Origin of the sequence: Rhodoferax sp., assembly GCF_030653815.1 — a bacterium.
GTDB lineage: Bacteria > Pseudomonadota > Gammaproteobacteria > Burkholderiales > Burkholderiaceae_C > Rhodoferax.
The window spans coordinates 23044-35662 of record NZ_JAURYQ010000014.1 but is presented as its reverse complement, the minus strand read 5'-3'; the positions used below and the strand labels follow the sequence as shown (position 1 = coordinate 35662).

General features: G+C 61.6%; 11 protein-coding genes. 5 read left to right on the top strand and 6 right to left on the bottom strand.

Features of this window, described 5'->3' with window-relative positions; genetic code table 11:
- Nucleotides 1-2 precede the first annotated feature (2 nt).
- From Q7U49_RS04270 to Q7U49_RS04255, 4 genes are read right to left on the bottom strand one after another with little or no spacing between them, the layout of a single operon-like run.
- Entirely contained in the window at nt 3-767 is a 765-nt protein-coding gene (locus tag Q7U49_RS04270) for an SDR family oxidoreductase (RefSeq protein ID WP_304762520.1), read from the bottom strand.
- Nucleotides 768-813: 46 nt separating this feature from the next.
- On the bottom strand, nt 814-2487 hold the full coding sequence (locus tag Q7U49_RS04265; protein ID WP_304762519.1) for an FAD-binding protein: 1674 nt from the start codon (nt 2485-2487) through the stop codon (nt 814-816).
- 2 nt (nt 2488-2489) lie between these two features.
- On the bottom strand, nt 2490-4208 hold the full coding sequence (locus Q7U49_RS04260; RefSeq protein ID WP_304762518.1) for an FAD-binding protein: 1719 nt from the start codon (nt 4206-4208) through the stop codon (nt 2490-2492).
- Nucleotides 4209-4255: 47 nt separating this feature from the next.
- A complete protein-coding gene (locus Q7U49_RS04255; RefSeq protein WP_304762517.1) occupies nt 4256-5452 on the bottom strand; it encodes an acyl-CoA dehydrogenase family protein in 1197 nt (398 codons plus the stop codon).
- Between the two features lie 199 nt (nt 5453-5651).
- Between Q7U49_RS04255 and Q7U49_RS04250 the strand changes: the two genes are divergently transcribed.
- The 5 genes from Q7U49_RS04250 to dmpG are packed head-to-tail and all read left to right on the top strand — an operon-like array spanning nt 5652 to nt 10276.
- Complete coding sequence (locus tag Q7U49_RS04250) at nt 5652-6647, top strand: flavin reductase (protein WP_304762516.1); 996 nt, start codon at nt 5652-5654, stop codon at nt 6645-6647.
- Nucleotides 6648-6661: 14 nt separating this feature from the next.
- Nucleotides 6662-7504: an alpha/beta fold hydrolase gene (locus Q7U49_RS04245; protein ID WP_304762515.1), complete on the top strand. Its 843-nt coding sequence runs from the start codon at nt 6662-6664 to the stop codon at nt 7502-7504.
- 4 nt (nt 7505-7508) lie between these two features.
- Entirely contained in the window at nt 7509-8300 is a 792-nt protein-coding gene (locus tag Q7U49_RS04240; protein WP_304762514.1) for a fumarylacetoacetate hydrolase family protein, read from the top strand.
- A gap of 9 nt (nt 8301-8309) precedes the next feature.
- Complete coding sequence (locus Q7U49_RS04235) at nt 8310-9227, top strand: acetaldehyde dehydrogenase (acetylating) (protein ID WP_304762513.1); 918 nt, start codon at nt 8310-8312, stop codon at nt 9225-9227.
- 11 nt (nt 9228-9238) lie between these two features.
- The gene (gene dmpG, locus Q7U49_RS04230; RefSeq protein ID WP_304762512.1) at nt 9239-10276 is read left to right on the top strand and encodes a 4-hydroxy-2-oxovalerate aldolase; all 1038 of its coding nucleotides are present in this window, start codon (nt 9239-9241) and stop codon (nt 10274-10276) included.
- A gap of 147 nt (nt 10277-10423) precedes the next feature.
- On the opposite strand, the gene Q7U49_RS04225 is transcribed toward dmpG, so the two are convergent.
- Together Q7U49_RS04225 and Q7U49_RS04220 are read right to left on the bottom strand one after the other, a co-directional pair.
- Complete coding sequence (locus Q7U49_RS04225) at nt 10424-11368, bottom strand: OB-fold domain-containing protein (RefSeq protein WP_304762511.1); 945 nt, start codon at nt 11366-11368, stop codon at nt 10424-10426.
- Nucleotides 11369-11370: 2 nt separating this feature from the next.
- Nucleotides 11371-12585 carry a thiolase family protein gene (locus Q7U49_RS04220; protein WP_304762510.1) on the bottom strand — a complete coding sequence of 405 codons (1215 nt, stop codon included), beginning with the start codon at nt 12583-12585 and terminating at the stop codon, nt 11371-11373.
- Nucleotides 12586-12619 lie beyond the last annotated feature (34 nt).

Sequence of the window (12619 nt, the reverse complement as noted above, 5' to 3'; positions counted from 1 at the left end):
GATCAAAGCCCCATACCCAGAATGGCGTTGTCGGCGTGCAGTTCGCTGCCACTGATCACACTGGACTCGTCCGAAGCCAAAAACAGGACCAACGGGGCAATGCGCTCGGGCATGTAGGCACGGCCACCGCGGTTGCGCGTGGCATCGTGTAACACCATCTCCTTGGTCACGCCCCTGGGCAGAGTAGCCGCCATCATCGGCGTGTAAATCCCGTCAGGGTGGATCGAATTGACACGGATTGAATAGCCTTGTTTGCGGCATTTGAGCGCGGCGGCGCGCGTCAGCGCCGAAACTGCAGCCTTGGTGGCACTGTAGCCAGCATAGTTCTCCACCGGCAACCAGGATGAAATCGAGGCCATGTTGATGATGCTGCCACCCTGCGCTTTCATCGCCGCGATACCCTGCTGGCAACCCATAAAAACGGATTCGGCGTTCACCTGAAACAGCCGGCGGAAGTCCTCGATGCGGCCGCTTTCCATGTCGCCGGCGATCAGGATACCGGCGTTGTTGACCAGCACGTTGAGTGCGCCAAAACGTTGCTGCACAGCGGTGATGGCAGTTGTCCAGTCGCTCTCACAGGTCACATCATGGCGCACGAACAGGGCACGCTCGCCCAACTCAGCGGCCAGTTTCTCGCCGGTCTCGATATTGATGTCACTGATCGCCACCTTGGCACCTTCGGCCAGGAGCAGCTTGACAACCTCCAGACCCACACCACTGGCGCCGCCGGTCACCAGCGCCACCTTGTCTTTTACACGTCCTGTCATTACCTTCTCCTCATTCATTTTTTCAAACACCTGGTCGAAGGCACCATCATTCGCGTGCCGCTGCGCGCCCGGCGCGCCGACCAGAAAAAATACAGTCGGCCAGCGACAAACCACTGACATAGCGGGACGAAGCCAGACCGATGGCTGTGCGGCCAGCCGCAAACAGACCCGCAATGTCCTGGCCCTGCGCATTGCGCACATGGCCATCAAGCTCGTTGACCTGCAGGCCGCCCAGCGTGAGCGTGGCCAGCGGAAACATTTTCTGGTCGATCGAAATGTCGATCGCGAAGAACGAGCCGTGCTTGAGCTCCTGACGCATGTCGGCCGACTTGCCGAAAGCGTCCTCGCGCTCGCCCCGTGCCGCCGCATTGGCCGTCTCGACCTGGGTGCGTAGCCTGGCGGCATCAACACCGATGTGGCGCGCCAAGTCCTCCAGTGTCCTGGCTTTTCTGGCCACTTTGAACATCAGCATGAGCGCGGGCAGGAATTGAAAGGCCCACAGGCCCCCAAAGAGGCATTGGCGCACCGCCTCCCAGCGCAGCTTGCTGTCGAGCAGCAGCCAGGCTTTGCCGCCTTGGTTCTCCACCATCTCATAGCCCAGTTTGGCGCCATAAACTTGCTCGTTGCAAAACCGTTCGCCGCGCTGGTTGATGACCAAGCCCTTGGGCCAGGCGGCTGGCGGTGTGATGAAGCGCCAGGCCGACACGTTGTTCAACTCGGCATCACTCGCCCCGACACTCTGACCCAGGCGCAAACCCGAACCGTCGCAACCCGCGCCGCCCACAGGCCAACCTTTGCGGTAATGCGGGGCGTGCTGATCGATCAAGGCCGGGTTGTAGATATAACCCCCGGTTGACAGCACCACGCCACGGCGCGCGCGCACAAAACGGGGGCTGCCAAGCGCCTGCTCAATACCAGCCTGCTCGCGCCGCGCTGCATCGGCCTTTTTGGACTGGTAGAGTCGCCATTTGGCCACCAAGCCATCCAGCTCGGCATGACGCAGCGTCTTTTCATGACCTGCCGGCAATTGCCAGATCTCGACGCCCAGCACCCGGCCGCTGCCTTGTTCGCGCACCAGTCGACGCACGCTGGCCTGCGTGATTGGTTGGACACCGGCGCGCAGCGTGGCGCTTTTCAGTGCTGCAAACAGTGTGGCCCCCGACTGGCCTTTGGCGACCACGCGGTGGCCGCGCGGTGCTGGCTTGGCGGTACTTGCCGGGTTGCCATAAGCGGGCACAAGCTCGTTGCCGGAATAGTACAAAAAAACGCCCTCCGGCGGGTAGGAGGTCTTGTACCTGGGCATGGTTGCCGCAAAACGTGCCCCCTGGGCCTCCAGCCATTGCAGGTTGGCCACACTTTCATTGCAGAATTTCTGCACCGTGTCGTCCGACACGACACCATTCACCTCGTGCCGCAAATAGTCGGCCATGGCCTGCGGACTGTCGTCATAACCCGCCTGCTGCTGGTACACCGTGCCACCACCGGCATAAACCACGCCGCCGGACAGCGCGCTGGCGCCACCACCACCAAAGCGGTCGATCACGATCACATCTGCGCCCTGGCTGCGCGCCTCGATGGCGGCACTGGCACCGGCCGCTCCCCAGCCGACCACCAGCACGTCGGCCTCTTCATGCCAGGGCACATCAGCAGCACTGGCGACCACCAGTGCGGGCGCAATCGGCGTAACCGTGCTGACCCTCGTCTTTGGGGTGCCGTTCATGCTCAGACAGACAACAGATCGGTGCGCTGCAGTGCCATCGGCTTGCCGGTCATCTCGGCGATGGCACGTAAAGCGAAGGCCATCGCCGGTCCCAACGTTGAGCCGGCGCCCGGGTAGGCAGGCCCCATGACCGAGGCCGAATTGTTGCCCACGCAATAAAGACCCTTGATGATTTGTCCCTGGTCGTTGAGCACACGCGCTTCGCGGTCGGTCAACAGACCGCCCTTGGTGCCAATGTCACCCGGAAACAGTTTCATGGCATAAAACGGACCCTTGGCAATCGGACCCAGATTTGGGTTCTTCAATCGTGGGTCGCCGTAGTAACGGTCAAACGCATTACCGCCACGGTCAAAGTCCAGGTCTTTGCCGGTGGCGGCGAATTCGGTCATGCGCGCGGCGCTGCGCTTGAGTCCAGCAGCATCAACACCGATCTGTTGCGCCAGGGCCTCCAGCGTCTCGGCTTTCCAATAAACCGTGTTCAACCAGCGCTTGCGCAGCTTGCTGTCGGGCACGGCCGAGCCGGGCATCAGCGGGCCGATCGGCTGCTTGGCACGGAAGTCGGCATCAAACACGATCCAGGCGGGAATAGCGCCACCCGTCGCCGCATGGTTGGCAAACATGGCCTGCTGAAATTCGGGGTAGGGGCCGGACTCATTGAGAAAGCGTTCACCCCGGGCATTGACCACCATGCAGCCCGGCAGCGAACGCTCGACGAACATGGCTCGGTACTTCTCCTCACCCGGCACCTCCAGCGTGGGCGCGCCCCAGGTGTGCGCCATCAGGTGCAGGGCAGCGCCCACCTCGGCCCCGGCGCGGATCGCGTCACCGGTGTTGGCATGGGGTGGCGTGGCAGGCCAGTTGGCGTCGGTCGGTTTGGGAAGATACTGCTCTCGCATCGCCGCATTGCGCTCAAAACCCCCGGCACCCAACAATACGCCGCGGCGTGCGTGCACTGTCACCGCCCTTCCCTCTTGTTCAACCACAATACCGACCACACGCCCGTCTTCAAACACCAGCGACTGCAACGGGCTTTTGAGCCATAGCTCGATCTTGCGCTGGCGCAACGCGGCCAGCAGACCACCCAGCAAGGCCTGCCCCCCGGTCAATCGACGATCGCGCCTGGTCTTGTTGCGCCACGGGTAATCCAGAAAGTAGCGCAGCATCATGCCCGCCAGGGTGAAGTGCGACTTGAACTCGCGTGCCAACATGGAACGCGCCTCGAAGGCATTGATGTGCATACGGCCAAGAATGAGCTGTCCGGGGCTGGTCGGACGCAGCAAGGGCAGCGCCTGCAAGCCCAGCTTGGCGGCGTTGTAGTCCACCGGGTCCATGGTTCTCCCGCCGGGCATGGCCCCCGGCATGTCCGGGTAGTAGTCGCTGTAGCCCGGCACACAGCGGTAAGGGATACCGATCTGCTTGAGGTACAGCGCCATCTCGCGCGCCGTCTCGACATAAGCCAGCACGCGGTCATCACTGGCCAGGCCCTTGGCGCAGGCCTTGACGTAACGGTAGGCCGCGTCGATGCTGTCCTTCAGGCCGGCCTTGGGCATGTCGTAGTTATCCGGGATCCAGATGCCACCGCCCGAGATGGCAGAAGTTCCGCCCACGAGCTCGGTCTTTTCGACCACCAGCGTGCGCAGCCCCTCGTCCGCCGCGCGCACCGCCGCCAGCAGCGCGCCAGCGCCTGACCCCACCACAATCACATCGTATGTCTGCTGCACGCTTCCACCTCGGTTTTATTGATGTCCATCGGCCAATTTCTGATCGCTCAGACGAAGGCATCCATATTCGGCAAGCCCAGCATCACCCCGCCATGCGCACGCGCATAAGCATCGGTATTGTTGGCGATATGGCCACGGCCCTGGTGGATGTCGCGGAATATGCGCTCGATCGGATTCGTTTTGTAGGTCCCCGAAGCGGCGCAGGCGCGCATCAAGTCATTGACGCGCTCGCCCGTGATCTTGGGCACAGCAGAGGCCTGGGCGCGCTGCATCAGACGTTCCTCGACCGGCATTTTCTCGCCCGTCTTGGCGCAGTGCACGATGCGGGCATAGTTGCGAAACAACACCAGACGCAACTGGTCGGCTGCCATCATGGCCTCGGTCACTGCCATCTGGGCGTTTGGATCCTCGGCCATCTTGTTGCCATGTTTGCCGACGTGGGACGCTGAACGCTCGCGGAAACTGGTAATCGCACCTTCCAGCGCACCAATACAGGCACTCGAGACCGCACGCTGGAACACCTGGGTAAACGGCACGCGGTACAACCAGCCGGGGTTGGTGGCGCGGCCCGGGCAGCCGGCATCGCTATGGTCATTGGTGCGGTGAATGCGGTGCTCGGGCACGAAGGCGCTGCCGATCACGATGTCGTGGCTGCCCGTGCCACGCAAACCCAGCACATCCCAGTTTTCCTCGACCTTGACATCCGCCTTTGGCAACAAAAAGGTCGCATGCTCGAGCGCGCCAGAGCCATCTTTTTTGGGCAACAGGCCACCCAGAAAAACCCAGTCGCAATGCTCGATGCCCGTGGAAAAACCCCAGCGTCCACTGAATTTGTAGCCACCCTCAACGGGTTCCGCCTTGCCGGTGGGCATGTAGGTTGAGGCGATGCGGATGCCGCTGTCTTCGTGCCACACATCCTGCTGCGCCTGCTCGGGGAACAGCGACAGCTGCCAGGGGTGGACGCCCACCACGCCGTACATCCAGGCGGTGGACATGCAGCCCTCCGCCAGGGCCATTTGCACGGTGTAGAAAACGCGTGGGTCCAGCTCATAGCCACCCCAGCGCCTGGGCTGCAAGATACGAAACAAGCCTGCAGCCGCCATTTCAGCAATGGTTTCCTCGCTGACACGCCCATCGCGATCCGCGGCACACGCACGCTCGGCCAGCTTCGGGGCCAGGGCTTTGGCGCGGGCGATCAATTCAAGGGCTTCAGGGGTCAAATAGTCTTCATTCGTTGTGTTCATTTCTGGTCTCCGGTGGCGCATGAAATCTGTGGGACAAGGAGGATGCCTTGCGGACTCTATCGTCCCACCGAGCGCAACTGACCATCATCGTCCACTTGGACTAAAGTCAAGCCGCGTAAACCCTGCACCCAATCTAGTCCATGTGGAGGATTTGGCAGCGGGAACAACATCGCACACTGCGGGCAACACAGGAGACAGCATGGACGACAACACCACACACTTCGACCCGAAAGACTTCCGCCGTGCACTCGGCATGTTTGCCACGGGCGTGACCATTGTCACGACGCAGGCCGGGGACGGCACGCCGGTGGGGGTCACAGCCAACAGCTTCAACTCGGTCTCGCTGACACCCCCGTTGGTGCTCTGGAGCCTGGCCAAAAGCGCGCGCAGCCTGCAGGCCTTCAGCGACGCCAGCCACTGGAATGTGCATGTGCTGGCCGAAGACCAGGTGGCCATGTCCAACCTGTTTGCCCGCGCCGGCGAGGACAAGTTCAGCGGCCTGCAGCTCGACACCGGGCTCAACAACACGCCGCTGTTGCACGCCTGCAGTGCACGCTTCCAGTGCCGCACCATGTTCCAGTATGAGGGCGGTGATCACATTATTTTTGTCGGCGAAGTTCTCGGCTACGACCGCAGCGAGCGCCCACCCCTGCTTTACGTGACCGGCAATTACGCGCTCGCCACCCCCAAAGCCGAACCGGTCTCGACCGAGCCGCTCGCCGATATCGGCGCCGCGCTGTACTCCGAGGAACTGCTGGGTTACCTGCTGGGGCGCAGCCATCACCAGTTCATGGCGGGCTTTCGCTCCCGGCTGAATGAGCGCCAGCTGAGTGATGGCGATTTTTATGTGCTGTCCACGCTCAGCGTGCGCGAACCGCTGAGCGCTGAAGAAATCGCCCAGCATGTGGCCTATACCGCAGTCAACCTGGACCAACATGCGCCAGAGGCCTTGTGTGAACGCGGCCTGCTGCAGCACAGCGGGGCAGCAGGCACGAGCTACACCCTCAGCGCCAATGGTCGCGATGCTGTGCTGCATATTCTGGCGGCCGCCAAAGACGTCGAGGCCAGTGTGGTGGACCGCCTCGGCGAACAAGAAGCGTCGCTGCTGCGCAACCTGCTCAAGCGACTGATCCTGGCGACCGACCCGGGCCTGCCCAAACTCTGGACAGCCACCGCACCCACTTCCTCCCATTAACCAACACATTTCCCATGAACCACGACTCTCCCATTCCGGTCGGCCATTACGCCGACATTGGCTCTATTGCCGGCGCAGCACAACGTGTCCACTACCATGATCAAGGCACGGGCGAAGCCGTGATCTTCCTGCACGGCGCAGGGGGTGGCGCCAGCGGCTACAGCAATTTCAAAGGCAACTGCCCGGTCTTCGCCGAGGCGGGTTACCGCACCATCGTGCCCGACCTGCTGGGTTATGGTCTGTCGAGCAAGACCGAGTTGCCGCTCCAGTACGACCTTGACTTTTTCATTGCCGGCGTCAAGGGCCTGGTTGACAAACTGGGGCTGACAAACATCACCCTGCTCGGTAATTCGCTGGGTGGCGCGGTGGCACTGGGCTACGCGCTGGCCTACCCTCAGGACGTCAAGCGCCTGATCCTGATGGCGCCAGGCGGCGTTGAAGACCTCGACACCTACCTGGCCATGCCCGGCATCGCCAACATGTTTGCCATTTACAAGTCCGGCAAAACCGGCGCCGAGGCCATGCGCTCTGTCATGACCATGCAGTTGTTCGACCCGTCCTTGCTGACCGACGACATCATCAATGAACGGGCCCCGATTGCCGCGACCCAGACCAACGCCGCCCGATCGGTGCTGAAAGTGCCCAACATGACCGCACAACTGCACTCCTTGGCCTGCCCGGTGTTCGGCTTCTGGGGGGTGAACGACCAGTTCAACCCGGTTGGTGGTGCCATGAAGCTGGTGGAAAACTGCCCGAACGCCCGCATCACACTGGTCAACCGCTGCGGCCACTGGGTTCAGGTAGAACACCGAGACATGTTCAACCGCGCCTGCATCGATTTTCTACAAAACGGTTAAGCCTGTGGATAACAGCCTCATCCCCACACTCGGTGAAGAACTTTTTGACGCACTTCGCCAGCGACACACTGTTGCGCCGCTCACTGAGCGCCACCCCGATATCAGTGTTGAAGATGCGTACCGTATCTCGCTCCACATGTTGCGCTTGCGCGAGGCCAGCGGCGAGCGTGTGATTGGCAAAAAAATCGGCGTTACCTCCAAGCCGGTGCAGGACATGCTGGGCGTGTTCCAGCCCGACTTTGGTTTCCTCACCGATGCCATGCAATGTGCCGACGGCGCCACCGTGTCAATCCGTCGGACAGGCCTGATTCAACCCAAGGCCGAGGGCGAAGTTGCGTTCATGCTCAAGTCAGATTTGCAAGGCCCCGGGGTCACGCGTGCCGACGTGCTGGCAGCGACCGCCTGGGTGGCCCCATGCTTCGAAATTGTTGATTCGCGCATCCGGGACTGGAAGATCAAGATTCAGGACACGGTGGCCGACAACGCCTCGTGCGGTGTGTTTGTGATTGGACAACAGCACACCGACCCAGCGGCACTGGACCTGGCAACGGCCAACATGCAGCTCTGGAAAAACGGGCAACTGGCAGGCTCCGGCCTGGGCTCGGCGGTGCAAGGCCATCCGGCCGAAGCAGTCGCCTGGCTGGCTAACACGCTGGGCGCTTTCGATATTCCGTTCAAGGCGGGAGAGATTATTCTCTCGGGCTCACTCGCACCCCTGGTCACCGCCGTGGCGGGTGACCGCTTCACGATGCAAATTGAGGGCCTGGGTGGCTGCTCAATCAACTTTTCAGACTAAGGAAGAACAATGACGCAAAGAAAAATCAAATGTGCCCTGATCGGGCCAGGCAATATCGGCACCGACTTGCTGATGAAGCTGCAACGCAGCGCGGTGCTGGAGCCGGTCTGGATGGTGGGCATTGACCCCGAGTCCGACGGCCTCAAACGTGCCCGTGAGATGGGCATCAAGACCACCTCCGACGGGGTCGACGGCCTGCTGCCCCACGTGCTGGCTGATGGTGTGCAAATTGCCTTTGATGCCACCAGTGCCTATGTGCATGCCGAAAACAGCCGCAAACTCAATGCCCTGGGCGTGATGATGATCGACCTGACACCCGCCGCGATTGGCCCCTATTGCGTGCCGCCGGTGAACTTGGCCGAACACGTGGGCAAGCGTGAAATGAATGTCAACATGGTCACCTGTGGCGGCCAGGCCACCATTCCGATGGTGGCCGCGGTGAGTCGGGTGCAAGCAGTGTCTTACGGCGAGATTGTGGCCACGGTATCGAGCCGCTCGGTGGGACCCGGCACGCGAAAAAATATCGACGAATTCACCCGCACCACAGCCGGTGCCGTCGAAAAAGTGGGCGGAGCTGCCAAGGGCAAGGCCATCATCGTGATCAATCCGGCCGAACCACCGCTGATCATGCGCGACACCATTCACTGCCTGACGGTGGACACCCCAAAAGCCGCAGAAATTGAGGCCTCGGTGCATGCCATGCTGGCGGAGGTGCAGAAATACGTTCCGGGCTACCGCCTGGTCAACGGCCCGGTCATCGACGGCAACCGGGTATCGATCTACATGGAGGTCGAAGGCCTGGGCGACTACCTGCCCAAGTACGCGGGCAATCTGGACATCATGACGGCCGCGGCTGCGCGTACCGCCGAGATGTTTGCGCAAGAAATTTTGTCCGGCGCACTGACGCTGGCACCCGTTGAGGCTTGAAGGAGAACACCATGAATTTGCAAGGCAAGAAAATTACCGTTCACGACATGACCCTGCGTGACGGCATGCACCCCAAGCGCCACCAGATGACGCTGGAACAGATGAAGTCGGTGGCCTGTGGCCTCGACGAGGCGGGCGTTCCCTTGATCGAAGTCACCCATGGCGACGGTCTGGGTGGCAGCTCGGTCAACTATGGGTTCCCGGCCCATACCGACGAGGAGTACCTGAGCACAGTGATACCACTCATGAAGCAAGCCAAAGTGTCAGCCCTGCTGCTGCCGGGCATTGGCACCGTCGACCATCTGAAGATGGCGCACGGTCTTGGCGTACACACCATCCGTGTGGCGACCCACTGTACCGAGGCCGATGTCAGTGAACAACACATCAGCCTGGCTCGAAAAATGGAGATGGACACCGTGGGTTTCCTCATGATGGCGCACATGAACAGCCCCGAGGGCCTGGTCAAGCAAGCCAAACTGATGGAAAGTTATGGCGCCAACTGCCTGTACATCACCGACTCGGCCGGCCACATGCTGCCCGACGACGTGCGAGCCCGATTGGGAGCGGTGCGTGACGCACTCAAGCCTGAGACCGAACTGGGCTTTCATGGCCATCACAATCTGGCCATGGGCGTTGCCAACTCGATCGCTGCCATTGAAGTCGGCGCCAACCGCATTGATGCGGCGGCGGCCGGCTTGGGCGCTGGCGCCGGCAACACCCCCATGGAAGTGCTGGTGGCAGTGTGCGCCCGCATGGGCATCGAAACCGGCGTCGATGTCTGGAAGATCCAGGACGTGGCCGAGGATCTGGTGCTGCCCCTGATGGATTTCCCGATCCGCATTGACCGCGATGCCCTGGCCTCCGGTTACGCCGGCGTGTACGGCAGCTTCTTGCTGTTTGCAAAACGTGCCGGTGCCAAATACGGTATTTCGCCACGCGACATCCTGCTGGAATTGGGTCGGAGAAAAATGGTTGGCGGCCAGGAGGACATGATTGAGGACGCTGCCCTGACCATGGTCAAGGAGCGCAATAGGCGCAACGCAGCCTGAGTGGGGCCATCAGTATGCCGATCCACAGCAAAGCGGCATGCTGATCGGCATGTCCGGCGGTGGCGACAACTCAAGAGTTGGTCAATGGCATGAAAGCGAGTCTGGCAGCCATCACGAGGATTCACAACCAGACTCGTGATGCTGCGCTTACATGTAGAGCATCACCAGGTCGTTGATGACAGAGGGCCGGTCCTGGCCGACCACGTGAATATTGATCTCCATCGTCACCTGCACACCGCTCTTGAGCTGCTCAACCGCCTTGATGCGGTAGCGTCCATGAATACGGCAGCCTGAAGGGACGATGCTTGGAAAACGCAGACGATCCGAGCCGTAGTTGACGATATTGCCGAAATCAACGATCTCGAAGTCCATCGGCATCTTGAGCCGACTGGCCAGCACCTGGACCAGAGAACCGTGCGCAATGGTGGTTCCAAACGGACTGTCACGGCGCGCCTTTTCGGGGTCGGTGTGAATCCAGTAGTCATCCCCGGAGAGCGCCGCAAACTGGTTGATCAGCTCCTGCGTCACCTCAACCTGGTTGGACCAGCCCGAGTACTGGTCTGATATCAGCGACTTCATGGCCTCCAGGTCCTTGCAGCTGACCTGCCGCTTGGGCGCAGCAGGGACGAGTTCGGGCGCCGGTGCAGCGTCGACGACATCAACGGCCATGACGTTGGCATGCGCTGACTCAGCTGGCGTGTAGCGCAGCAGGGTCACCTCGCCCGGCCGATCATCAAACACCGGGCGCACACGCATGCCGATTTTCAGCGCCGCCGGGTCAACCCCCACCAGGGTGGTGTTGATGTGCACACCTTCGTCCAGTTCAACCACGGCCAACAGTTGCGGCATCTCGTCGGTGAATTCGGGCAAGGTGGGGATGCGCCCGACGGTGAAGGTGTAAAGCGTGCCGGCGCCTGAGACGGTGCGCCAGGCCAGTTGGCGCGAGCCGCAGGTGGGGCAGTGGGTGCGCGGGAAAAACAGCCAGTGGCCGTGCGCTTCGCATTGCTGAAGACGGATTTCGTGGGCTTTGAGGCCATCCCAGAAGGGGGCCGAAATCGGGGTCGGATGCGGCAGGGGTTTGTTCCAGGCCATGATCAGGCTCCTTGCAGAATGAGTGCGCCCTGCTCGCTCATCACGCCACCGGTACCGGAGACGTAAGCGAGATCGTGGCGGGCCAGTTGGCGCGCACCGGCGCGGCCCTGAATCTGGTGCATGGCTTCGATCACCTGTGTCATGCCACCGGCACTGCCGGTTTGGCCAAAGCTGAGCTGACCCCCGTGGGTGTTCATCGGAAAATTGCCTTTGAAGGTGAAATCATGTTCGCGCAGGAAACGCATGCCCTCGCCCTTGGCGCAAAAACCTGCGTCCTCCAGCGTCAGCATGACGGTGATGGTGTAGCAGTCATACACCTGGGCCATGTGCATGTCGGCAGGTGTCAAGCCGGCCATCGAAAACGCCTTGCGCGACGCCGGGCCAATCGGCGTGGCCAGCATGTCAGCCGCATAGGTCGGCGACTTGCTGTGCACATGTTCGCCGCAGCCAATGATGTTGACACCCCGGTGACGGCAGCTTTTGGCCTTGTCGGCGCGGGTCACGATCATGGCGCCCCCGCCAGCCACCGGCATGACAATTTCCAGCATGCGCAGGGGCTCTGCCACCATGCGTGAATTCAGCACGTCATCGACCGTGATCGGCTGGCCATAGAACATGGCGTCGGGGTTGTGGCAGGCGTTAAAGCGCTGGTCAACACAGATGCGCGCCATGGCGGCAGCGTCATAACCATATTGGGCGGCATAACGCTGCGCAATCATGGCGTAGCCGGTGTTTTGTGCCATGTGCCCATACGGCAAATCCATCTCGGCCTCGGGGGCGCCGTAACGCGTGCTGTGGCCGCCAAAACGGCTGGAGCGCATCACCTCCAGCGCGTGGTCGTCATGCACTGACATGGGCGCCAGGCGCGACGGAATCACGCACAGCACGGTGTCGCACAAGCCCAGTTCAATCGCGGCCGCCGCGCGCCAGACCATGCCCACCGAGCTGGCCCCGCCAAGGTCAATCACCTCGGCAAAGTTGAGTGGCACGCCCAGGTACTCACCCACCATGGCGGGCACAAAACTGCTGGCCTCATGAAAATAGGCGCCCGTGGTAATCAGGCCGTCGATGTCCGGCAGCTGGAGCCCGGCATCGTCAAGTGCCTGCGTGGCCAGGTCGGCCACCTGCTCCAGATGGAACATCCGCGGCGCGCTGGCATATTTCTCCGGCTTGTATTGGGCGGCGCCGACCAGTGCCGCCTGTCCTTTAAGTCCCATGCGATCTTTCGGTAATATGAATGCTTTGATTCTT

Bases quoted from the DNA above. Each gene is read 5' to 3' on its own strand.
- Q7U49_RS04270 (WP_304762520.1), bottom strand. From the start codon at position 767: ATGACAGGACGTGTAAAAGACAAGGTGGCGCTGGTGACCGGCGGCGCC.
- Q7U49_RS04265 (WP_304762519.1), bottom strand. From the start codon at position 2,487: ATGAACGGCACCCCAAAGACGAGGGTCAGCACGGTTACGCCGATTGCG.
- Q7U49_RS04255 (WP_304762517.1), bottom strand. From the start codon at position 5,452: ATGAACACAACGAATGAAGACTATTTGACCCCTGAAGCCCTTGAATTG.
- Q7U49_RS04250 (WP_304762516.1), top strand. From the start codon at position 5,652: ATGGACGACAACACCACACACTTCGACCCGAAAGACTTCCGCCGTGCA.
- Q7U49_RS04245 (WP_304762515.1), top strand. From the start codon at position 6,662: ATGAACCACGACTCTCCCATTCCGGTCGGCCATTACGCCGACATTGGC.
- Q7U49_RS04235 (WP_304762513.1), top strand. From the start codon at position 8,310: ATGACGCAAAGAAAAATCAAATGTGCCCTGATCGGGCCAGGCAATATC.
- dmpG (WP_304762512.1), top strand. From the start codon at position 9,239: ATGAATTTGCAAGGCAAGAAAATTACCGTTCACGACATGACCCTGCGT.
- Q7U49_RS04225 (WP_304762511.1), bottom strand. From the start codon at position 11,368: ATGGCCTGGAACAAACCCCTGCCGCATCCGACCCCGATTTCGGCCCCC.
- Q7U49_RS04220 (WP_304762510.1), bottom strand. From the start codon at position 12,585: ATGGGACTTAAAGGACAGGCGGCACTGGTCGGCGCCGCCCAATACAAG.